Origin of the sequence: Streptomyces cyaneofuscatus, assembly GCF_000718135.1 — a bacterium.
GTDB classification, from domain to species: domain Bacteria; phylum Actinomycetota; class Actinomycetes; order Streptomycetales; family Streptomycetaceae; genus Streptomyces; species Streptomyces cyaneofuscatus.
The window spans coordinates 101,405-121,897 of record NZ_JOEM01000011.1; the positions used below are offsets into that span (position 1 = coordinate 101,405).

19 protein-coding genes and 1 tRNA gene are annotated in these 20,493 nt (G+C 70.6%); 9 read left to right on the forward strand and 11 right to left on the reverse strand.

The window, feature by feature from the left end; all coding sequences use genetic code 11:
• Positions 1 to 109: 109 nt before the first annotated feature.
• From IF17_RS0119755 to IF17_RS0119785, 7 genes are all read left to right on the forward strand, one after another.
• The gene (locus IF17_RS0119755) at positions 110 to 583 is read left to right on the forward strand and encodes an Lrp/AsnC family transcriptional regulator (RefSeq protein WP_026241547.1); all 474 of its coding nucleotides are present in this window, start codon (positions 110 to 112) and stop codon (positions 581 to 583) included.
• Between the two features lie 41 nt (positions 584 to 624).
• Entirely contained in the window at positions 625 to 1,272 is a 648-nt protein-coding gene (locus IF17_RS0119760) for an ABC transporter permease (RefSeq protein WP_030567765.1), read from the forward strand.
• Positions 1,265 to 2,533 (forward strand): betaine/proline/choline family ABC transporter ATP-binding protein, encoded by a 1,269-nt coding sequence (locus IF17_RS0119765; protein WP_030567767.1) that lies wholly within the window; start codon positions 1,265 to 1,267, stop codon positions 2,531 to 2,533. The genes IF17_RS0119760 and IF17_RS0119765 overlap by 8 nt, the downstream gene beginning before the upstream one ends.
• Positions 2,530 to 3,399, forward strand: coding sequence for an ABC transporter permease (locus tag IF17_RS0119770; protein ID WP_030567769.1), 870 nt, complete (start codon positions 2,530 to 2,532; stop codon positions 3,397 to 3,399). Before IF17_RS0119765 ends, IF17_RS0119770 begins: the two co-directional genes overlap by 4 nt.
• Before the next feature lie 2 nt (positions 3,400 to 3,401).
• Complete coding sequence (locus IF17_RS0119775) at positions 3,402 to 4,385, forward strand: glycine betaine ABC transporter substrate-binding protein (protein WP_380892862.1); 984 nt, start codon at positions 3,402 to 3,404, stop codon at positions 4,383 to 4,385.
• Positions 4,386 to 4,501: 116 nt separating this feature from the next.
• The gene (locus IF17_RS0119780; RefSeq protein WP_030567773.1) at positions 4,502 to 5,134 is read left to right on the forward strand and encodes an ArsR/SmtB family transcription factor; all 633 of its coding nucleotides are present in this window, start codon (positions 4,502 to 4,504) and stop codon (positions 5,132 to 5,134) included.
• A complete protein-coding gene (locus IF17_RS0119785) occupies positions 5,131 to 6,471 on the forward strand; it encodes an MFS transporter (RefSeq protein ID WP_030567775.1) in 1,341 nt (446 codons plus the stop codon). Before IF17_RS0119780 ends, IF17_RS0119785 begins: the two co-directional genes overlap by 4 nt.
• Here IF17_RS0119785 and IF17_RS0119790 read toward each other — a convergent pair.
• The 6 genes from IF17_RS0119790 to IF17_RS0119815 form a co-directional block, all read right to left on the reverse strand.
• Positions 6,431 to 7,219 (reverse strand): S16 family serine protease, encoded by a 789-nt coding sequence (locus tag IF17_RS0119790; protein ID WP_030567777.1) that lies wholly within the window; start codon positions 7,217 to 7,219, stop codon positions 6,431 to 6,433. The genes IF17_RS0119785 and IF17_RS0119790 overlap by 41 nt on opposite strands.
• 149 nt (positions 7,220 to 7,368) lie before the next feature.
• Positions 7,369 to 8,013, reverse strand: coding sequence for an IclR family transcriptional regulator (locus IF17_RS0119795; RefSeq protein ID WP_030567779.1), 645 nt, complete (start codon positions 8,011 to 8,013; stop codon positions 7,369 to 7,371).
• Between the two features lie 480 nt (positions 8,014 to 8,493).
• Positions 8,494 to 10,287 (reverse strand): DEAD/DEAH box helicase, encoded by a 1,794-nt coding sequence (locus IF17_RS0119800; protein ID WP_076966323.1) that lies wholly within the window; start codon positions 10,285 to 10,287, stop codon positions 8,494 to 8,496.
• Positions 10,288 to 10,443: 156 nt separating this feature from the next.
• Positions 10,444 to 10,833 (reverse strand): type II toxin-antitoxin system death-on-curing family toxin, encoded by a 390-nt coding sequence (locus IF17_RS0119805; protein ID WP_030567782.1) that lies wholly within the window; start codon positions 10,831 to 10,833, stop codon positions 10,444 to 10,446.
• Positions 10,830 to 11,030, reverse strand: coding sequence for a ribbon-helix-helix protein, CopG family (locus tag IF17_RS0119810; RefSeq protein WP_026290595.1), 201 nt, complete (start codon positions 11,028 to 11,030; stop codon positions 10,830 to 10,832). Before IF17_RS0119810 ends, IF17_RS0119805 begins: the two co-directional genes overlap by 4 nt.
• 40 nt (positions 11,031 to 11,070) lie before the next feature.
• On the reverse strand, positions 11,071 to 12,678 hold the full coding sequence (locus tag IF17_RS0119815) for an MFS transporter (protein ID WP_030567784.1): 1,608 nt from the start codon (positions 12,676 to 12,678) through the stop codon (positions 11,071 to 11,073).
• A gap of 186 nt (positions 12,679 to 12,864) precedes the next feature.
• On the opposite strand from IF17_RS0119815, the gene IF17_RS0119820 reads away from it, so the two are divergent.
• Together IF17_RS0119820 and IF17_RS0119825 are read left to right on the forward strand one after the other, a co-directional pair.
• Positions 12,865 to 12,936: transfer RNA gene (locus IF17_RS0119820), tRNA-Cys, on the forward strand.
• Positions 12,937 to 13,088: 152 nt separating this feature from the next.
• Positions 13,089 to 13,640 carry a hypothetical protein gene (locus IF17_RS0119825; RefSeq protein ID WP_030567786.1) on the forward strand — a complete coding sequence of 184 codons (552 nt, stop codon included), beginning with the start codon at positions 13,089 to 13,091 and terminating at the stop codon, positions 13,638 to 13,640.
• 83 nt (positions 13,641 to 13,723) lie between these two features.
• On the opposite strand, the gene IF17_RS0119830 is transcribed toward IF17_RS0119825, so the two are convergent.
• From IF17_RS0119830 to IF17_RS0119850, 5 genes are all read right to left on the reverse strand, one after another.
• The gene (locus IF17_RS0119830) at positions 13,724 to 14,359 is read right to left on the reverse strand and encodes a hypothetical protein (RefSeq protein ID WP_157851164.1); all 636 of its coding nucleotides are present in this window, start codon (positions 14,357 to 14,359) and stop codon (positions 13,724 to 13,726) included.
• A gap of 41 nt (positions 14,360 to 14,400) precedes the next feature.
• Complete coding sequence (locus tag IF17_RS0119835; RefSeq protein ID WP_030567790.1) at positions 14,401 to 16,746, reverse strand: DUF6571 family protein; 2,346 nt, start codon at positions 16,744 to 16,746, stop codon at positions 14,401 to 14,403.
• Positions 16,747 to 16,767: 21 nt separating this feature from the next.
• On the reverse strand, positions 16,768 to 17,202 hold the full coding sequence (locus IF17_RS0119840; RefSeq protein ID WP_030567792.1) for a hypothetical protein: 435 nt from the start codon (positions 17,200 to 17,202) through the stop codon (positions 16,768 to 16,770).
• A 63-nt stretch (positions 17,203 to 17,265) separates the two neighbouring features.
• Positions 17,266 to 18,018, reverse strand: a complete 753-nt coding sequence (locus IF17_RS0119845; RefSeq protein WP_030567794.1) for a hypothetical protein — start codon at positions 18,016 to 18,018, stop codon at positions 17,266 to 17,268.
• 46 nt (positions 18,019 to 18,064) lie between these two features.
• Positions 18,065 to 20,413 carry a xanthine dehydrogenase family protein molybdopterin-binding subunit gene (locus tag IF17_RS0119850; protein ID WP_030567796.1) on the reverse strand — a complete coding sequence of 783 codons (2,349 nt, stop codon included), beginning with the start codon at positions 20,411 to 20,413 and terminating at the stop codon, positions 18,065 to 18,067.
• Positions 20,414 to 20,493: the final 80 nt, after the last annotated feature.

The window sequence follows — 20,493 nt, forward strand, 5'->3', positions numbered from 1 at the left end:
CCCCGCATCGCAAGGTGCGCAATAGTTCGCGCATTCACTGGTCAATGTGTGCAGTCGCTCGCCATGATGGCCGGACTATCTGTACAGGGTGACCACCGGAGGCGGGCCCATGGCGATCGATCATCTGGACGGCCGGCTCATCGTGCTGCTCGCGCGGGAGCCGCGCATCGGCGTCCTCGAAGCATCCCGGCGGCTCGGCGTGGCGCGCGGGACCGTACAGGCGCGGCTGGACCGCCTTCAGTCGAATGGCGTCATCCGGGGGTTCGGGCCGGACGTGGACCCGGCGGCGCTCGGCTATCCGGTCACCGCGTTCGCGACGCTGGAGATCAAGCAGGGGCAAGGGGCCGACGTGCGGGCCCATTTGGGCGGCGTACCGGAGGTGCTGGAGCTGCACACCACCACCGGGCACGGGGACATGTTCTGCCGGCTGGTGGCCCGTTCCAACGCCGATCTCCAGCGGGTGATCGACCGGGTTGTCGGATTTGATGGCATTGTCCGGGCCTCCACGGCGATCGTCATGGAGAACCCGGTTCCGCTGCGGATCATCCCGCTGGTGGAACAGGCGGCCCAGGACACCGACTAGGCCTGACCCGCGCGGCAGGCCCCGGGCCGAGGGAGTGCCGTGTGAGCTTCTGGGAGTATCTGAACACCCGCCACCAACAGCTCCTCACGGACGCGTTCCAGCACGTCAGCGCGGTCTTCCAGTGCATGGTCATCGCCACCGTGCTGGGTGTGGTCATCGGGGTGGTGAGCTACCGCAGCGGCTGGGGCGGCTCGCTGGCCATCACCTCCACGGCGACGATCCTCACCATCCCCTCGCTGGCCGCGATCGGTCTGCTGATCCCGCTGGTCGGGCTGGGCGTCGCGCCGACCGTGATCACCCTGACGCTGTACGGGCTGCTGCCCATCGTCCGGAACTCCATCGTGGGGCTGCGGGGTGTCGATCCGGCGCTGGTCGACGCGGCGACGGGCATCGGGATGTCGCGGGTGGCGCGGCTGTGCCGGGTGGAGCTGCCGCTCGCCTGGCCGCCGATCCTGACCGGGATCCGGGTCTCCACCCAGATGCTGATGGGCATCGCCGCGATCGCCGCGTACGCCTCCGGGCCCGGCCTCGGCAACGAGATCTTCCGGGGCATCGCCTCGCTGGGCAGCGCCAACGCGATCAACCAGGTCCTCGCGGGCACGCTCGGCATCGTCGTGCTCGCCCTGCTCTTCGACGCCGCGTACGTCCTGCTGGGGCGGCTGACCATCCCGAGGGGGATCCGTGCCTGAGACCGAGACCGAGGCCGTTACGGCGGAGGGGACCGGGGCCGCCACCTCCGGGGCCACGATCGAGCTGGAGAACCTCACCAAGCGGTACCCGGGCAACCCGAACCCGGCCGTCGAGAACGTCTCGATGGAGATCAAGGCCGGTGAGACGGTGATCTTCGTCGGCCCGTCCGGCTGCGGGAAGTCCACCACGCTGAAGATGATCAACCGGCTGATCGAGCCCACCTCGGGCCGGATCAGGATCGGGGACGAGGACGTCACCGACATCGACCCGGTGAAGCTGCGCCGCAAGATCGGGTACGCGATCCAGTCGTCCGGCCTCTTCCCGCACATGACGGTCGCGGACAACATCGCCCTGGTCCCGAAGATGGTCGGCTGGTCCAAGTCCCGGGTGAAGGACCGGGTGGAGGAGATGCTCGACCTGGTGGGCCTGGACCCGCGCGAGTTCCACGGCCGCTATCCGCGCCAGCTCTCCGGGGGCCAGCAGCAGCGGGTGGGCGTGGCGCGGGCGCTGGCCGCCGACCCTCCCGTACTGCTGATGGACGAGCCGTTCGGGGCGGTCGACCCGATCACCCGCGACCACCTCCAGGACGAGCTGATCCGGCTCCAGCACGAGCTGCACAAGACGATCGTGTTCGTCACCCACGACTTCGACGAGGCGATCAAGCTGGGCGACCGGATCGCCGTACTGCGGGAGCGGTCGCACATCGCGCAGTTCGACACCCCCGAGGCGATCCTGACCAACCCGACGGACGATTTCGTCTCCGGTTTCGTCGGCGCGGGCGCGGCCCTCAAGCGCCTCAACCTCACCCGCGTACGGGATGTGGGCATCGCGGACTTCCCGACGGTGACGGTCGAGGACCCGCTCCAGACCATCTTCAACAAGCTGCGCAACGGCCCACACAACGAGCTGCTGATGCTGGACCGGCAGAACCGCCCGTACAAGTGGCTGCGGCGCGGCGACCTCATGCGGGCGCGCGGTTCGCTGGCGCGGGCCGGGCAGCTGGTCCACGACACGGTGACCCGGGACGCCACGCTGCACGACGCGCTGGAGGCGGTGCTGACGGACAGCGGGGGGCGGGTCGCGGTGACCGGGCGGCGCGGCGAGTTCATCGGGGTCGTCGACATGAAGACGCTGATGGACAACGTGCAGGAGCTGCTGGAGGCCGACCGGCTGACCGCGATGGAGCACCAGCACGAGCTGGAGGAGCAGCGCGTCCACCAGACGGAGCAGGAGCTGGAGGGGGGTGGCGGCGGAGTATGAGCCCCAGCCACCAGTCCGGCTCCGGCAAGGGCCCGGCCACCCCCACCAGGCCGCCGGGCGAGCACGACGTCAAGGGCCACGCGTTCCACGACGAGGAGAGCGACCCCTCCCCCGCCCCGGCCGCCCCGGCGCGCCGGATCACCTGGCGGAAGCTGGTGGTCCTGCCGGCGGTGCTGACGGTCATCCTGGTGATCACCTACGTGTGGATCACCAACATCCACCTGGACTCGATCGCGGAGAACTCCCTCTCCGGCGGCAATGTGCAGCTGCGCTGGTGGCAGCATGTGCGGCTGACGGCGATCTCCACCTTCTGGGTGCTGATCATCGCGATCCCGCTGGGCATCGCGCTGACCCGGCGGCGGCTGCGGAAGGCGGCCCCGGCGTTCACGGCGCTGGCCAACATCGGGCAGGCGACCCCGGCGATCGGCCTGCTGGCGCTGCTGGTGATCTGGCTGGGCATCGGGCCGCGTACGGCGATCATCGGGATCGTGATCTACGCGGTGCTGCCGGTGCTCTCCAACACGGTGGCGGGTCTGCGGGCGATCGAGCCGAACATGATCGAGGCGGCGCGCGGGATGGGGATGTCCGGGCGGGGCGTCCTGCTGAAGGTGGAGCTGCCGCTGGCGGTGCCGCTGATCCTGGCGGGCGTGCGTACGGCCCTGGTACTGAACGTCGGTACGGCGACGCTGGCCACGTTCGGCGGGGGCGGCGGGCTCGGCGACCTGATCACCTCGGGGATCCAGACGCAGCGGATGCCGGTGCTGATCATCGGCTCGGTGCTGACGGTGGTGCTGGCGCTGCTGGTGGACTGGCTGGCCTCGCTGGCCGAACTGGCGCTGACGCCGCGCGGGCTGGAGGAGCGGTGAGGATGACGACGTACGGTGTGCGGCGCCGGGTCCTGGTGGCCGCCGCGTCCTTGGTGCTGCTGGTGGGCGGCTGCGGGCTCAAGAGCGGTTCGCCGATGGTGGACGACGTGTCGCCAGGGTCGGTCGGGCAGGGCGAGCCGCTGAAGGGCGCCACGCTGACGGTGACCTCGAAGAACTTCAGCGAGAACATCATCCTCGGCCAGATGACCGGCCTGGTCTTCAAGGCGGCCGGGGCGGAGGTCCTGGACCGCACGAACCTGCCGGGCTCGATCAGCGCCCGCGAGGCCATCATCAACGGCGACGCGGACGCCCAGTGGGACTACACCGGCACCGGCTGGATCACCTTCCTCGGCCACGCCGACCCCATCGTCGACCCGCAGGAGCAGTACGCGGCGGTACGGGACGAGGACAAGGGCAACGGGGTGGTCTGGCTGCCGCCGGCCCCGCTCGACAACACGTACGCGCTGGCCATCAGCAAGAAGAACAACGCCAAGTACAAGCTGAAGACCTTGTCGGATGTGGCGGCGCTGGCGAAGAAGGACCCGGGTGCGGTGACGATCTGCGTGGAGAACGAGTTCGCCTCGCGGGACGACGGGCTGCCCGGCATGGAGAAGCGGTACGGGATGAGGATCCCGGCCGGCAACATCCAGAAGATGGACGCCGGGATCATCTACACCCAGGTCTCCGAGTCCGACTCCTGTCTGCTGGGCGAGGTGTTCACCACCGACGGCCGGATCAAGGCGATGGACCTGGACGTGCTGGAGGACGACAAGGACTTCTTCCCCAACTACAACGCCTCCCCGGTCGTCCACCTGGCGACCTTCGAGAAGTACCCGGTGATCGCGGAGCTGCTGGCCCCGCTCACGAAGAAGCTGACGACCGAGGTCGCGCAGACGCTCAACGCGAAGGTGGACGTGGACGGGGAGGACCCGCACGAGGTGGCGAAGGAGTGGCTGGTGGAGGAGGGGTTCATCGAGGAGGGGTGAGGGGGCGAGGCGAGGGGGCGAGGCGAGGGGGCGAGGCGAGGGGGCGAGGCGACTTACAAAGAGCACGTTGCAAAGAATTCCTTGCAAAGCAAGCTTTGCAAGCCTACGGTCGAAGCATGACGGAGAACAAGACCGACCGGCACGCCCCCGCTCCCGCCGCCCCTACCGCCCTCGCCGGTGACCGGAACATCCACAACGTCAACGCCCGTACACTGCGCACCCTCGCGCACCCCCTGCGGATCCGACTGCTCAACGCCCTGCGGGAGTTCGGCCCCGCCACCGCCTCCGGGCTGGGCGAGCGGCTGGGCGAGTCCAGCGGGGCGACCAGCTACCACCTGCGCCAACTGGCGGAGGGCGGGCTGGTCGAGGACGCACCGGAGCTGGGCAAGGGCCGGGAGCGGTGGTGGCGGTCGGTGCACGAGGGCTCCGTCTTCGAGAGCGCGGACTTCCTGACGCACGCCGACCCGGAGGTGCGCGGGGCGATCGACGTCGTCATGCACGAGGTGGCCACCACCCATGCCCAGGAGCTGAACACCTGGCTCGGCACGATGGGCGAGTGGCCGCAGGAGTGGCGGCGAAGCTCGGACATGAGCGACTTCAAACTCCGCCTCACGCCCGAACTGGCAAGGGAGTTGTCGCAGAAACTCCACGCCGTCGCCGAGAGCTACCGGGACCGGGTCCCGGAGGGCACCGAGGGATCGGCGGTCGTGCGGACCCACCTGCACGTCTTCCCCCGCCCCTCCGAATGAGCGGCGCACGCCGAGAGCCCGCGGGCCACCGCACACCGCTCGCCGCCACGCTCGCGGCCAACTCCATCTCCACCGCCGGGACTTCGCTGACCCTGATCGGAGTGCCCTGGTTCGTCCTGGAGACCACCGGCAGCGCGGGCCGGGCGGGCGTCGTCGCCTTCTGCGCCACCCTGCCGATCGTCCTCGCCGCGCTGATCGGCGGGCCGTTCATCGACCGGATCGGCCGCCGCCGGGTCGCCATCGCCTCGGACACGGTGTGCGGCCTCGCCATCGCCGCGATCCCGCTGCTGCACCACGTGGGCGCCCTCGAATTCTGGATGCTCTGCGCGCTGATGGCGCTCAACGGGTTCGCGCACACGCCGGGCAACACAGCCCGCTACGTGCTCATCCCCGACCTCGCCGAACACGCGGGCACCACGCTCCCCCGGGCCGCCAGCCTCTTCGACGCGGTGTCGCGCGGGGCCAGGATGGTCGGCGCGGCGCTGGCCGGGGTGCTCATCGCCTTCGCCGGCTCGGAGACCGTACTGCTCCTGGACGCCGCGACGTTCGGCCTCTCCGCCCTGCTGATCGCCGCCGGAGTACGGGGGTTGAGCTCGGCCGAGCCGCGCAAGGGCGGGCCGCCCGTCTCGCTGCGCACGTACGGCACCGAACTCCGCGAGGGCTACGGACACTTGCTGTCCAACCGGCTGCTGCTGGCGGTCGTGGTGATGGTGATGTTCATGAACGGCACCGACCAGGGCTGGAACGCCGTCCTGCTCCCGGTGCACGCCGAGGCCGAGCTGGGCGGGGCGAAGGCGATCGGGCTGCTCACCGCGCTGTTCGGGGCGGGCGGACTGACGGGCGCGCTGCTGTACGGGGCGGTGGGGCACCGGTTCTCGCGGCGGGCGGTGTTCACGGTGTGCGTGATCCTGTGCGGCGCACCGCGCTTCCTGGTCGCGGCGGTGACCGGGACGACGCTGCCGCTGGCGGTGACCATGCTGCTGGGCGGGATCGCGGGCGGGGTGCTGAACCCGATCCTGACGACGGTGATCTACGAGCGGGTCCCGGACCGGCTGCGCAGCCGGGTCGCGGGGGCGCTGACCGCAGGCTGCGAGTTCGCGATGCCGCTGGGCGGTCTTGCGGCCGGGCTGCTGGTGGAGGGGCTGGGCTCGTCGGGGGCGCTGCTGGCGATGGGCGGGGTGTACTTCCTGGCGACGCTGAGCCCGCTGGTGTTCCCGTCGTGGCGGACGATGGAGGGGCCGGCGGCGGGAGGGGAGGCGGGTCAGGAGGTCTCCGTACCGTTGCCCCCCGAGGAGGTCAGCAGCTCGGCACCTTCCCGCCCTGCTCAAGCGCCTTGAGCGCGTCCACCGCGCCGGAGAGCGTCGTGACGGGGATCAGCCGCAGCCCGTCGGGCCGCTCGGCCTCCGCCTCGCGGCACTCGGCCTTCGGGACGAGGAAGACGGTGGCCCCGTCGCGGTGGGCGGCCTGGGTCTTCATGGAGACCCCGCCGACCGCGCCGACCTTGCCGTCCGCGCTGATCGTCCCCGTACCGGCGATGGTGCGGCCCCCGGTGAGGCCGCCGCCCCTGCCGTCGCCGTCGAGCTTGTCGATGATGCCGAGGGAGAGGAAGAGCCCGGCGCTGGGCCCGCCGATGTCGCCGAGGTCCACGGTCACCCGCATCGAGCCGGGCTCGCGCTTCAGCTGGTTCAGGGCCGCGTCGACGGCGACGTTCTGGGACTGCTTCATGTCGTTCAGGTTGTGCTTCTCGATCTCCTGCTCGGAGCCGCCCGTCGGGTAGACGGAGTCCCGGGGCATGACCGCCCGGTCCGTACGGAACCAGCCGTCCAGGACGTTGCCGATCCGGATGTCCGCCGTGGGCCCGGTGGCGACGATGGTGGTCATCCGCAGCTGCCCGTCGGTGGGCCGGGTCTCCGCGCCGGTGATGGTGATCACCGGCTTGCCCCGGTCCTTGCCGAGCACGTCGGCGGTCACCCCGGGCTGCGCCACGGTGAACGGCAGCGGTGCGAGGGCCGCCGTACCGAGGAGGGCGAGGACGGGCAGCGCGCAGAGGGCGAGCGCGCGGGGGCGCGAGAGACGAGAGAGCACGCGTCCAATCTAACCGCCGCGCGCGAGCGGGAACGCGCCAGGCGTACGCCCCCGCCGTACCACCGCCGTACCACTGCCGCAGAGGGCGCCGCCGGCGCGACGGCCGGGACCCGTGGCCCCGGCCACCCGCCCGCGCCGCGCCCCGTGCGCTACCGCAGGGCGTCCGCCACTTCCCGGGCGGCGTCGAGCACCCGGGGCCCGACCCGTTCCGGAACGGCGTCGGCGAGCATGACCACGCCGACGCTCCCCTCCACCCCCGATACCCCGACCAGCGGCGCGGCCGCCCCGCTGGCACCGGCTTCGAGCTCGCCGTGGGTGAGGGTGTACCCGGGGTGCCCGGCCGCGGTGTGCTGGCGGGCGGAGAGGATGGCCCGCCCGGCGGCACCGCGGTCCAGCGGGTGCCGGAAGCCCGCCCGGTAGGCCACGTGGTAGTCGGTCCAGGTCGGCTCGACGACGGCGACCGCGAGGGCGTCGCTGCCGTCGACTAGCGTGAGGTGGGCGGTGGCCCCTATGTCCTCGGCCAGGGAGCGCAGCGCGGGCAGCGCGGCCTCCCGGACGAGGGGGTGCACCTGACGGCCCAGGCGCAGCACTCCGAGTCCGACCCGGGCGCGGCCGCCCAGATCACGACGGACCAGGGCGTGCTGCTCCAGGGTGGCGAGCAGCCGGTAGACGACGGTGCGGTTGACCCCGAGCTTGTTGGACAACTCGGTGACGGTCAGGCCGTGGTCGGTATCGGCGAGCAGTTTGAGGACCCGCAGTCCTCGGTCGAGCGTCTGGGAAGTCTCCGCTGTCACGACGCCCTCTCCTCTTCGGGTGAGCGACGGCGGCCCTGCTCCGGGGGTTGCGGCACCGGTCCCAGCGGCGACGCACGGAGAGGCCGCCGGTCTGGCCATAGGCACCGGCTGCGCTCCGCGGCGGCTCTGCCACGGGGCGTTCATATGGCGGGGACAGTAGCGAGCCAGTCCGCTCAGCGGAAGCCCTCGTCCAGAATCCGGGCGCCTCGCCGGGTGGGGCCCCGACCGTACGACATAACCGCCGGTCAGCGCGGTGGCGTCCGAAACGCGAACATCTACGCGCGTCCAGGAGGGCAGACGTGTTGGTGACCCTTCGTGCACCTCATGTGAACTGGCGTTAACTCACCGTGAATTGAAGCCTGCACAATTTTCCGGCCGGAGGGGTGCCGGGCGATGGAGCGTGGCCGGAAACGGGCGTGCGGCCCGCCCCGGGATGGACCGGAACGAGCCGCACGGAAGAGCCGCACGGAAGAGGGGCCCTCACGTCATGCGGGTGGCCCACTCCTGGACCTTGGCGATCCGCTGCTGGATCTGGTGGGCGGTCGCCTCGGCGCTCGGCGGGCCGCCGCAGACGCGGCGCAGTTCGTTGTGGAGCACGCCGTGGGGCTTGCCGCTCTGGTGGGTGTAGGCGGAGACCATCGTGTTGAGCTGCTTGCGCAGGCTCAGCAGCTGCTTGTGGGTGACGACGGGCCGCGCCTCGGCGGGCTTCTCCAGGAGGTCGGCCTCCTCGGCCGGCTTCTGGCGGCTGTGCGCGATCTGGCGGCTCTGGCGCTTCTGGAGGAGGAGCTGCACCTGGTCGGGTTCGAGGAGGCCGGGGATGCCGAGGTAGTCCTGCTCCTCCTCACTGCCCGGGTGGGCCTGCATGCCGAACTCGGCGCCGTCGTACAGCACCCGGTCGAAGACCGCGTCCGACTCCAGCGCCTCGAAGGGAAGTTGCTCCTCGGTCTCCTCGTCCTCCAGCCGCTCGGCGTCGGCGAGGAGCTGGTCCTCCTCCGCGAACGGGTTCTCCTCGTCGCTGCCCTTCTTCGGCTTGTCGAGGACGTGGTCGCGTTCGACCTCCATCTCGTTGGCGAAGTCGAGGAGCATCGGGATCGTCGGTACGAAGACGGAGGCCGTCTCACCGCGCCTGCGGGAGCGCACGAAGCGGCCGACGGCCTGGGCGAAGAAGAGGGGCGTCGAGATGGTGGTCGCGTACACGCCGACGGCGAGGCGCGGCACGTCGACGCCCTCGGACACCATGCGCACGGCGACCATCCAGCGCGACTCGTCCGCGCTGAACTTGTCGATCTTCTTCGAGGCGGCCTTCTCGTCGGAGAGGACCACGGTCGGGGTCTCGCCGGTGACCTTCTTCAGGATCTTGGCGTACGCGCGGGCCGAGTCCTGGTCCGTCGCGATGACGAGCCCGCCCGCGTCGGGGATGCCCTTGCGGACCTCGGTGAGCCGCTTGTCGGCGGCGCTCAGCACGTTGGGGATCCACTCGCCGGTGGGGGCGAGCGCGGTGCGCCAGGCCTGGCCGATGGCGTCCTTGGTCATCGGCTCGCCGAGCCGGGCCGCGATCTCGTCGCCGGCCTTGGTGCGCCAGCGCATGTTGCCGCTGTAGCTGAGGAAGATGACCGGCCGGACCACGCCGTCGGCGAGCGCGTTGCCGTAGCCGTAGGTGTAGTCGGCGGAGGAGCGGCGGATGCCGTCGTTGCCCTCCTCGTACTGGACGAAGGGGATCGGGTTGGTGTCCGACCGGAACGGCGTACCGGTCAGCGCGAGCCGCCGGGTCGCCGGGTCGAACGCCTCCTGGCAGGCCTCGCCCCAGGACTTCGAGTCACCGGCGTGGTGGATCTCGTCGAGGATCACGAGGGTCTTGCGCTGCTCGCAGCGGTTGCGGTGCAGCATGGGCCGGACGCCGACACCGGCGTACGTCACGGCGACGCCGTGGTACTCCTTGCTCAGCGGACCGGCGCTGTACTCCGGGTCCAGCTTGATCCCTATGCGGGCGGCCGCCTCCGCCCACTGCTTCTTGAGGTGCTCGGTCGGGGCGACCACGGTGATCTGCTGGACGACATGGTGGTGCAGCAGCCACGACGCGAGGGTCAGCGCGAAGGTGGTCTTGCCGGCGCCGGGCGTGGCGACGGCGAGGAAGTCGCGCGGCTGCTCCTGGACGTACCTCTCCATGGCTCCTTGCTGCCAGGCTCGCAGCTTGCCGGCGGTGCCCCAGGGGGCGCGGCCGGGAAAGGCGGGAGAGAGGTGGTGGGAGGAGGAGGCGGTGGTGGTGGTAGTCACGGTCTCCGGTTCGGGGCGCTCGGGTACGTGGGTCGCTGCCGCTGCCGGACCCGGCCCGAAGGACCCGGCCCGCGATACGACAACCGGGCCACCCTACCGGGGGCCCGGTGGAAACCCGGTACGAACGAGCCGCGCCGAGGGCCGACGAGACCGTGCTCACATCGCGTCGACGACCAGGTCCCGCAGCCCTTGGGAGATGACCTTGACCTCGTCCGTCTCACCCGTGGCGACGTCGATGACCAGCCGTTCCGCCGCGTCGATGTCCGGGCGCAGGTCGATGCCGTTCATGGCGAGGAAGGTGACGCAGGAGAGCCAGGCCGTCCGCTTGTTGCCGTCGAAGAAGGGATGGTTGACCGCCAGGGACTGGAGGAGCGCCGCCGCCTTGTCTATCACGTCGGGATAGGCCTCCTCGCCGAACATGGCGGCCGAAGGTCGATGGACCGCCGACTCCAGCAGACCGGCGTCCCGGACGACGATCTGCATGTCGTCGCAGGCGTGCTCGGCGATCACGAGCACGTCCTCGGAGCTCAGATAGACACAGCTCACTTCAGCCGCTCCATCAGCTCGCTCCACTTGGCCGCCTGCTCCTTCGCGGTCTTGCGGACGATGGCCTGCTGCGCCGTTCTGGCGAGGTAGTCGTCCACGGCCTGGAGCAGTATGGCGTGCATGCTGGTGCCCTCCTGCTCGGCACGCTGCTTGAGGGCCTCGGTCTGGTCGTCGCGGAGACGCAGGTTCATAGCCATACCAGAACGGTACCACCGGGTGGGGCCAGAGTGGTACTGGCTACATCTCCCGCACCCGCGTAGCCACCCAAGCCCCCACCACCGCGACCACCGCCATCGGCACGAACACCGCCGCGAAGGCCGCCGGGTGCGAGCCCGTGGCCGCCCCGCTCACCGTGCCGTGGGCCGCCGCGCCCAGGGCCTCGCCGCCGAGGGCCGCGAAGGCGGCGCCGCCGAGGGCCAGGAGCAGGACGTTGGAGAGGCCGTCGGAGATCTGGAGGGCGGCGGAGTTGGAGCCCGCCTCTTCGGGGGCCGACAGCTTCAGGAGCAGCACGCTGGTGGAGGCGATCACCATGCCCATGCCGAAGCAGCCGAAGGCCCAGGCCACGGCGACGATCCAGACCGGGACGGCCGGGATCAGCACGGTGGGGGCCACGGCGATGGATGCCGCCACCAGCACCATCCCGCTCACCATCAGCCGCTCCCGGTACGGCTCCAGGCGCGGCCGGGACTGGACGTACGAGCCGAGCGCCCAGGTCGCGCCGCCCACCGCCAGGGAGAGGCCCGCCATGGTCGGGGTCAGGCCGCGCTGGGTGACCAGCATCAGCGGTACGAAGGACTCGGCCGCGATGAACGAACCGGCCGCCACCCCGCGCAGCAGGATCACCGACGGCAGCCCGCGCGCCGCCCGTACGGTGCCGGTGGGCAGCAGGCCCCGTACGGCGGGCACCAGCAGCGCGACGCCCGCGGCGGCGGGGAGCACGGCGAGCCAGTTCAGCTCCTGGCCCGCGTACTGGAGCAGCCCGGCCCCCGCCGAGATCCCCAGCGCGAGGCGGATACGCCGGCGGTCGTACGGTGGCGGCGGCGCGTCCGGGTCCGCCGGGCCCGAGGCCATCCGGCGGATCTGCGGAAGGGCCAGGGCCAGCGGGATCACGATCAGGGCGGGGATGCCGACGAAGACCCAGCGCCAGCCGAGGTGCTCGGTCACCGTGCCGGCGGCCAGCGGCCCGACCACGGACGGGATCACCCAGCTCGCGGCGAAGGCGGCCATGATGGCGGGCCGGATGCGTTCGGGGTAGGCCCGCCCGATGACCACGTACAGGGCGACGATCACCAGCCCGCCGCCGAGCCCCTGGACCGCCCGGCCCGCGATGAAGACCCACATGGAGCCCGCCGCCCCGGAGAGCAGCAGACCCGCGCCGAAGGCGGTGATCCCGGTGGCGAGCGGCTGGAGCGGTCCGCGCCGGTCGGCCCACTGGCCGGAGAGCACCATGGCGAAGAGGCTGGTGGTGAAGTACGCGGAGAAGGCGAACGCGTAGAGCGGGATGCCGTGCAGTTCCCGGGCGGCCACCGGCATCGCCGTACCGACCGCCGTCGCCTCGAACGCGATGAGGAACACCACGGAGACGATGCCGATGCTGAGCGCCCGGAAGGTGCGCCCGAGCACCCCCTCGGCGGCCGCCTCGGTGACCGCCCCGGCCAGATCGTCGGGCAGCGCGTCCGGCATCCCCGGCCGCAGGTCGCCGGGTATGCCGGTCTTCAGATCGGTGGGGAGGTCCGCCGGCAGTCCGGTCGCGGGGTCGGTGGGGCCGCCCGGCAGGTCGTGCGGCAGGTCGGTCGGCGCGGGGCGCGCGGCGTCGGTGCCGTCACGCTGTTCGGGGGCGGTCATGGCCCCAGAGTAAGGGGCGTGGAGCGGTTTGAGCCCTGTCCCTGGGCCCGCCCGGGGTCGTCCCTTGGTCGTAGGCCGCAGGGCCCGGGCGTGAACGGCGTATGGCAGTCGCGTTGCGCACCGGCCGCTTCCCTTGTGGTCCGCTCCCCGCGCGTCCTAACGTCGAGGACGAAGAAGCAAACGCATGGCCGTGTGCCCGAGAGGCTCAGGGGCTCGACTGCAACTCGAGTTACACCGGTTCGATTCCGGTCACGGCCTCCGATGAGGCACCGAAAGGCTACGGCCGCCCCTATTCTGCGGGGGCGGCCGTAGCCGTGTCCGGGGCACGGGGACGCAGGCGCGGCCGGGGCTCGCTCTCCCCTTCTGAGCAGCTGAAGCAACGAACCCGCGGAAGCACAGGGATCGCACCTATGGCCGTCGTCGTCCTCCTGTTCCTCATAGCCGCGGCATTTCTCGCCGTCGCCCTGATCGGCCCGTACCGGCTGTACTGGCGGGCCCGGCCGCGAGCGGCCGGGCAACCTTCGGAAGCGGCTCTCGCGGTGGGGCGGGTCGCCGCGTTCGGGGCCGCCGGGGCCTTCGTCTTCGCGGGCTGCTCGGCTCAGGAAGCGGCTGACCTAGGGGCCTGGACAGCGAGCGAGGTCCGGAAAGCCTCCGAGGACGCGGCGGAGTCGATGGCCTCCGACCCCCAGATCCGCCGCGATCCGGCGGAGGGCTACACCTCACTGATCGAGGCGGCCGTCCGCGAAGCGGGAGAGGGCCAGGGACCCTCGTACCACGTCTCCGTAGAACGAGCCGGTGACGGTCACTCCTACGCCATCTCGGCGGACGGCTCCGAGGTCTGCATGCACGTCACGGAGGTGAGGTCGGCACAGGGCGGGATCCTGGTGCCGGAAGCGGGTGGCGGCAGCGGGTCCATCGCCACGTACGACCTGACCGCGACGGTCGAGGACGGCGCCTGCTGAACCGGGCGGCCGGGGCCGGCGGCCGGCCGAGGCCGCCGATGGCGCCGCCGCGGATCCGGCTGCCGGCCGGCACACCACCCGGCTCACGACAGAGGTTTCAGTTCGGGGTCCAGATTCTCGGGAAGCCCGCCGTTTCCCTCGCATTCGAGCTCTTTCGCCACAGCAAGAGACCCAGCGTGCAGGACAGTGAGGTTGGCCACGAGATCACTCACGGCATCTCCCCGGTCATGCGCCTTCCCCAGGCCCCCACGGATACGGGCCGGAACACGCTCCGACCCTTCGAGCCGCGGGCTCACACATTCGAAGTAGAGACCTGCCGAACGCGCGCCGGCCACCGCTTCCTTGCCCAGCGGGAACAGCCGAACGCCATCAGGGTTACGAGGGTCACCCACATCCTGAGGGGCGTAGATGCTGAAGGACAGAGAGGTCCTCTCACGGGAACTGACACCCTTTGCGGATATCTGGCAGAGCTTCTCGCTGGTCGACCAGGTGCGGTCCGACGCATACCCCTCCTTGATCTTCTCGATCACCCGGGCCATGCCTCCTCCGGCGCGCCGCTCGAAGGACGTAGCTCCGGCGACGGCTTCCACCGTCTTCTCCATGCGGTCCGGGAAGATGCCTTGGCACACCTCGGCTGCCCCCACGAAGCTCGGTTCGGGTTCAGGATCCGATCCACACGCCGCTCCGCCGAACCCGGCCGTCACGACCAGGGCAGCCATCAGGACCGTTCTGTACCGCGACTCACTCACACCCATGCCTCTCAGCCTGTCTCCGGACTTGTGCCCTGCTGGTTCTCACGGTCGTTTCCGGTCGAGTAGCCCGAACGCATCGATTCCTTCATGTCCTGGCGGAATCCGGAATCCTCTTTGGTCGTATGACGTGCCAGGAACTCCTCCATCGGGGCCTCCGCCATGGCTTCCCCAGACCGGTAGATCCTGTTCCAGTCCCCTTCGGAGAGGTCCTCGGCCTTCTCCTTGCTCTTGTCGACCGAGTTGTCCGAGATATCACCGACAAATTGGCCGATGACCTGCTCCGCCGCACCGCTGGCAGTATCGGTCGCCAGGGGGATCAGCACTGCTGCGGCACCCACGGCGGCCGTCGCCGGCAGGAAGGCGACTCCGGCCGCGATTCCGGCCGCCGCACCGAATTCCACCCATCCGGCACGCTTGGCCACTGCCTTCTCGAAATCTTCATGCGTCTTCATGTGGTTCGCGGCGACCTGGTCGGCCCGGGACTGGTCGAGCATGCCCTGCACCTCGGATCCGACGTGAATGGTGGAGCGGGCCGACCCCATATCGATCTTCCCGTCAGATCCCACCTGCGCTTCGAGCGCACTCCTCGTGTAGGCCTGCTCGGCCGCGGAGAGGGTGGCGTACGCATCCGGATGCTGACCGAGTGCGCTGAGAAAGCGGCGGGCGGCGCTCCTGCCCTCCTCCTCCTCGCCATCGAAGGAGACGTGTCCCTCCAGATTCTTGGCAGGAGCGAAGACGCTGTCAGTACTCCCCTTGTCCAAGGCCCAGTTGATGTCGTCGATATACCCGGCCCCCATGATGCCGAGGCTGTCGGCCATGCCCTCCTGCTTTTTGAGCAGCCCGGCGTCCTCGCCGTACTTCTCCATGACCTGGCGCATGACAGCCGCGTTGTCGGCGTCCCGCACAACACTCGCGTCCGGATGACCCGCCGGATAGCCCAGCGTCGCCGCCTCCAGCGCATGACCCAGCGCGTCCGGCATGTACTGCCGGGTGGCCTCCAGCTTGTTCGGGTCGGTGGAGTTCATGTCCGGGAACGACTCCCACTTCTCGTTTCCGAAGAAGTCGAGGTAGTTGTCGATGGCCTCGCCGTCCTGCTTGCCGAGATCGGCGGTGGCTCCCTTGTCGACCGTGCCGTCCTCGTTGTAGGCCGTCGGGTCGTCGGTGAAAAAGCGCTTCGCCGCGTCCGGGCTGTTTCCCAGAGCCTCCAGCATCGCCGTGACCGGGTCGTAGCCGGAGCCGTTCTTGCCCGAGGGGTTGAATGGGCTTCCCAGAAAGCTGTGCACCTGCTTGTTGTCGGCGAACCTGTACGGGTCCTTCTGGTGCAGTTGCGCGACGTGCTCGGCGATCGGGTTGAGGAACTTGGCGTCGTACTTCCCGTACCGCATGATGCCGCCGAGCAGTTGGTACCCGTACGGGTCGCCGGGGGTGTCGTACTTGGAGAGCGGGATCTGCTGCGTCCCGAGCTTGCGCAGCTCCGGTCCCCACTCCGCGGAAAACGCCTTGTCGTACGAGGCGGTGGCCAGGTTGAGGCCGAGGTTCTTCTGGAGCGTCTGGACGTCCTTCAGCCGCTCCTCGTCGAATTTCATGCCCCGGTACGTGTCCGTGGCGAGCTGCCCGAAGAAGGACAGGGACTTCTCCGGGCCGAGCTTCTCGTAGAAGTTCTTCGAGAACTCCACCGACTTGCTGTTGTCCCTCAGCAGTTCGTTGAGCGCCTGGAGTTGAGTGTGCGTGAGGTCGCGCCCCTTGGCGGCCAGCGCGGCGGCCCTGGCGGCCTCCTCCTGGTCCAGTTTCGTGTACTTGGGGGCGCTGAAGTCCTTGCGGTCGGTGACGTTCGCTTCCAGGGCGTTCTTCAACGACACATCGGCGTCGTTGCAGTTGTCCACGATCAGGTCGATCTTCTTCTGCCAGGCGGCGATGTTCTGGTTCTCCTGACGCACCAACTGCGGGTAGTCGGGATCGTGGCGCTGCGCGGGAGGCGCGTCCGCGAGCGGCTGACGCGCGGACACCTTGCCCTCCGCATCGACCCGGATGCCGGCGGCGGGCCCTTCGTGATCCCGGATGCCGGTCAGATCGGCCTTGGCCTTCTTGATGGCGGCGAGGCCGTCCTCCAGGATCATCTTCACGCCCTTGGCCTGAGCCGCGGCGTCCGCGAACTCCTTGGCGGTCTTGCCGATGAATGCCTTGGTGACCCCCGCGTTGAGCCCTTCCCAGCTGGCTTTGTCCGCCCTCGTCTTCATTCCGTCGGCGGCCTGGGTGGCAAGTCTGTCCAGTTTCTGCGCCATCTCCGACCAGTCGTCGGCCGCGGCCTTCAGCTTCCCCACGGGTGCGTCGACGATGTCCCGGTAACTCAGCACGTGCGTGTTCTCCCCCGAGTCCTACTGCAGGTATTCCGTGAGCTTGGAGATCGGTGGCAGGTCGCCCACGACCTTCACCTCGTCCTTCGCGTGCTGCGCCTTCGTGTAGTCCAGGTGGTTCGAGATGTGCGCGCAGGAATCCAGCAGCGTCTTCAGCTGGGTCTGCCAGCGGTCGTGCACCTTGAGTACCGCCGCACCACTCACGAAGTTGCCGTTGGTGAGCGCGATTGCCGCCTCGAAGGTGGTGGGGCGGGCGTGGTCGCCCTCCTTCGACAGCCTTGTTCTCAGGTCATAGGCGTCGTTCCCGATGGCTCCGAGGTCGTCCCGGTGCACCACCAGGTCGGGTGTGCCACCCCCGCCGCCCCCGCCGCCCTCGGACGGAACGCCGTTGATCTGCGTGGCGATCCGCTCGGCCGCTGCCGTGCGCAGTTCGGCCCATTCCTTGTCGAACGTCATGGCTTTCCCCCTGAACCCAACGTCATGGCTTTCCCCTTGAACCTACTGAGCGGCCGGCGGCGCTCAGGCCGCCTTCAGCTTCTCCATCACGTCGCGCATGTCACTGATCATGTCGGCGTGGAACGACTCCGGCGCGGGAGGGTCGGGCCACTCGTCCGGCTGCTCCCCGGTCTCGGATTCCACGGGGTTCATGGCGGTGGAGAGGGTGAGCGTGAGGACCACGGCGCCGTCCAGCACGCTCAGCCGGGTCCCTTCCCCGTCCTCGGCCAGCAGATAGGCCCGGTCCCCGAGGTTGGGTACCAGCTCGGGACGTTTCTCCTCGCCGTCCGTCAGAGCCGACGGTCCCTCGCGGGCCTCGAACTCGGAACGGGGGTCGGTCTCCTTGTACAGCTCGACCGTCAGTCCGACGTGGGCGTTGACGCTCCAGCCCTCTTCGTACGTCTCGGCGCCCTCTTCGGATATGAGTCCCAGGAAGCAGCGGACCTGGTTGAGCGCCGGGTGTTCGATGCGTCCCGCAGCGAGGGCGGGGGCGTCCTGGTGCTTCCCCACGGACGCGGTCAGCGCCTTCAGTTGCATCCCGGAACACGAGCGGCCGTCCACCCGGTAGCCCCGTGGGTCCGGCTTCCGCGTGACGCCGTCCCCGTACGCGAAGACGGCCGTCGCCCACACCGTGGACGCGACCAGTGCTCCGGCCGCGCCCCAGAGCAGGGCGTGGCCGCGTCGGCGCCCGGACGCGGGCTTCCGGTCGAAGTCGCCCACGGCCTCCGCGGTGTGCTCCGGTCCGAACTCGCCTATCAGCTCCGGCTCGGAAATCATGTCCGGTTCCCCCCTGGTCATGAAAGCGACGCACGCGTGTGCCCCGTCAGGCCTTCGGGGTCACCACCGCCGCCTGCGGGCGCACCGGCAGGCGGTTGACCGGGCGGCCGGTGGCCGAGCGGATCGCCGAGGCCACCGCCGCCGGGGCCGTCACGACCGGGACGGCCGAGGCGGGCTTGGCGCCGAAGGGGGCCACCACGTCCCGTTCCTCGACCAGTTTGACGATGCGGATGTCCGGGGCGTCCAGCGAGGTCGGGAGCGCGTAGCCGGTCAGGTCGGGGTGGCGGATCAGGCCGCGGGCAGTACGGAGGTTCTCGGTGAGGGCCGCGCCGATGCCCTGGGTGATGCCCGCCTCGATGCGGATCGCGAGCTGCTTGGGGTTGAGGACGCGGCCCACGTCCTGGGCGACCGCCATCTCGACCACCCGGATCGAGCCGAGCTCGATGTCGACGTCGACCACCGCCCGTACCGCGCAGAACGCGAGGCCCACGAACGCGTCGCCCTGGCCGGAGCCGTCCAGCGGTTCGGTGGGGTGGGGGCGGCACTGGGCGGTGGCCCAGAGTTCCTTGCCGTCCATCGCCTCCATGACGGTGGTGGACAGGACGCCGTCGTACGAGGTGATCTTGCCGTCGGCGATCTGGAGCAGCTCCGTGGACATGCCGAACTTGTGGGCCAGCGGCTGGAGGAGCTGGGTGCGGACCATCTTCGCCGCCCGCTCCACCGCCCCGCCGGAGACCCAGGTGTGGCGGCCGTGCGTCGCCGGGCCCGCCGGGGGCTGGTCGGTGTCGACCGCCGCCACGTGGACCTCGTCCACGCCCAGGACCTCCTGGACGATCTGGCGGGCGAGAGTCGTGAAGCCCTGGCCTGTTTCCACTGCCGCGCAGATGACCGTGGCCACGCCGTCGTGGACCCGGACCGTGGCCGTGGAGACCTCGTCCGCGCCCTCGGCACCGAGCATGTGGACCATGCCGACCCCGTACCCCACGCCCCGGCGCACCGCCCCGGGTTCGCCCGCGCCCTCGGGGCCGCCGGGCAGCAGCCAGTCGTCCTCGGGGGTGTCCTTGGGGAGGGCGGGGAGGGGGGCGTCGCGGACCGCGCGGAGCAGTTCGGCCACCGGGGCCGGGCAGGTCACCGTCTGGCCGGTGGGCAGGATGTCGCCCGTCGACAAGGCGTTACGGAGGCGGAGTTCGGCCGGGTCGATGGAGAGCTTGGCGGCCAGCTTGTCCATCTGGCCCTCGTACGCCGCGCAGACCTGCATCGCGCCTTCGCCGCGTACGTGACCGGAGGGCGGGTTGTTCGTACGGACCGCCCAGCCTTCGATGAAGGCGTGCGGCACGACGTACGGGCCGCAGGCGAACGCCACGGCCGCCGCGAGTGATTCCGAGGAGGCGTCCGCGTACGCACCCGCGTCCAGCAGGATCTGGGCCTCCACCTTGACCAGCCGGCCGTCCGCGTCCGCGTGGTGGCGGTAGCGGAGGAGGGTGGGGTGGCGGTGGGCGTGGCCGAGGAAGGACTCCTCGCGGGTGGCGGCCAGCTTCACCGGGCAGCCGGTGCGCAGGGCGAGCAGGCCCAGCGGGATCTGGAAGCCGGGGTCCTCGCGGTCGCCGGTCGCGCCGGGGACGCCGGTGACGACGACCTTGACCCGGTCCGGCTCCAGGCCGAAGCAGGCGGCGGCCAGGTCGCGGTCGGTGTGCGGGTCGGTGGAGGCGGTGTAGATCTCGACGCCGCCGTCGGGGCGGGGCACGGCGAGACCGGCCTCCGCGCCGATGGGGGCCGGGTCCTGGCGGCCGATGCGGTAGAGGCCCTCGACGATGACCTCGCCGGTCGCCTCGGCATCGCCGTACCGGAGCGGGATGTGCCGGATCAGGTTGCCGTCGGGGTGCAGGGGCTCCGCCGCGAACGCCTTCTCCGGGTCCGTGACCGGCTCCAGCACCTCGTACTCGACGGCGATCGCGGCGGCGGCGAGACGCGCGGTGTCCGGGTGGTCGGCGGCCACCGCGGCGATCGGCTCGCCGTGGTGGCGGACCAGGTCCGAGGCGAAGACCGGGCGGTCGACGACGCTGCGGCCGTAGTTGCTGTCCCCGGGGACGTCCTCGTGCGTGACCACCGCGCGCACCCCGGGCATCGCGGCGGCGGCCGAGGTGTCGACCGACAGGATGCGGGCGTGCGGGTGCGGCGAGCGCAGCACGGAGGCCCAGAGCAGCCCCTCGGCCCAGAGGTCGGCGGCGTACGGGAAGGTGCCCTCGGTCTTCGCGCGGGCGTCGGCGGGCGGCAGCGAGGCGCCCAGGCCCATCAGGGGCGGCTCCTGGCCGGGGCCATCGCCCGAACCGGCGGCGTCGATCCTGGGCAGGGTGGTGCTGGTCGCGTTGGCCGCGGTGGCTGCGTCGCCGCTCACGCCGCCTCCTTGTCGTTCGCCCCGCCGCTACGCGGGCGGGGGGTGACCTGTGGTGTCACGGGGTGCTGTCCGGATGCCGT

Bases quoted from the DNA above. Each gene is read 5' to 3' on its own strand.
- IF17_RS0119755 (WP_026241547.1), top strand. From the start codon at position 110: ATGGCGATCGATCATCTGGACGGCCGGCTCATCGTGCTGCTCGCGCGG.
- IF17_RS0119770 (WP_030567769.1), top strand. From the start codon at position 2,530: ATGAGCCCCAGCCACCAGTCCGGCTCCGGCAAGGGCCCGGCCACCCCC.
- IF17_RS0119775 (WP_380892862.1), top strand. From the start codon at position 3,402: ATGACGACGTACGGTGTGCGGCGCCGGGTCCTGGTGGCCGCCGCGTCC.
- IF17_RS0119780 (WP_030567773.1), top strand. From the start codon at position 4,502: ATGACGGAGAACAAGACCGACCGGCACGCCCCCGCTCCCGCCGCCCCT.
- IF17_RS0119785 (WP_030567775.1), top strand. From the start codon at position 5,131: ATGAGCGGCGCACGCCGAGAGCCCGCGGGCCACCGCACACCGCTCGCC.
- IF17_RS0119810 (WP_026290595.1), bottom strand. From the start codon at position 11,030: ATGGCTATGAACCTGCGTCTCCGCGACGACCAGACCGAGGCCCTCAAG.
- IF17_RS0119815 (WP_030567784.1), bottom strand. From the start codon at position 12,678: ATGACCGCCCCCGAACAGCGTGACGGCACCGACGCCGCGCGCCCCGCG.
- IF17_RS0119825 (WP_030567786.1), top strand. From the start codon at position 13,089: ATGGCCGTCGTCGTCCTCCTGTTCCTCATAGCCGCGGCATTTCTCGCC.
- IF17_RS0119830 (WP_157851164.1), bottom strand. From the start codon at position 14,359: ATGGCTGCCCTGGTCGTGACGGCCGGGTTCGGCGGAGCGGCGTGTGGA.
- IF17_RS0119840 (WP_030567792.1), bottom strand. From the start codon at position 17,202: ATGACGTTCGACAAGGAATGGGCCGAACTGCGCACGGCAGCGGCCGAG.
- IF17_RS0119845 (WP_030567794.1), bottom strand. From the start codon at position 18,018: ATGATTTCCGAGCCGGAGCTGATAGGCGAGTTCGGACCGGAGCACACC.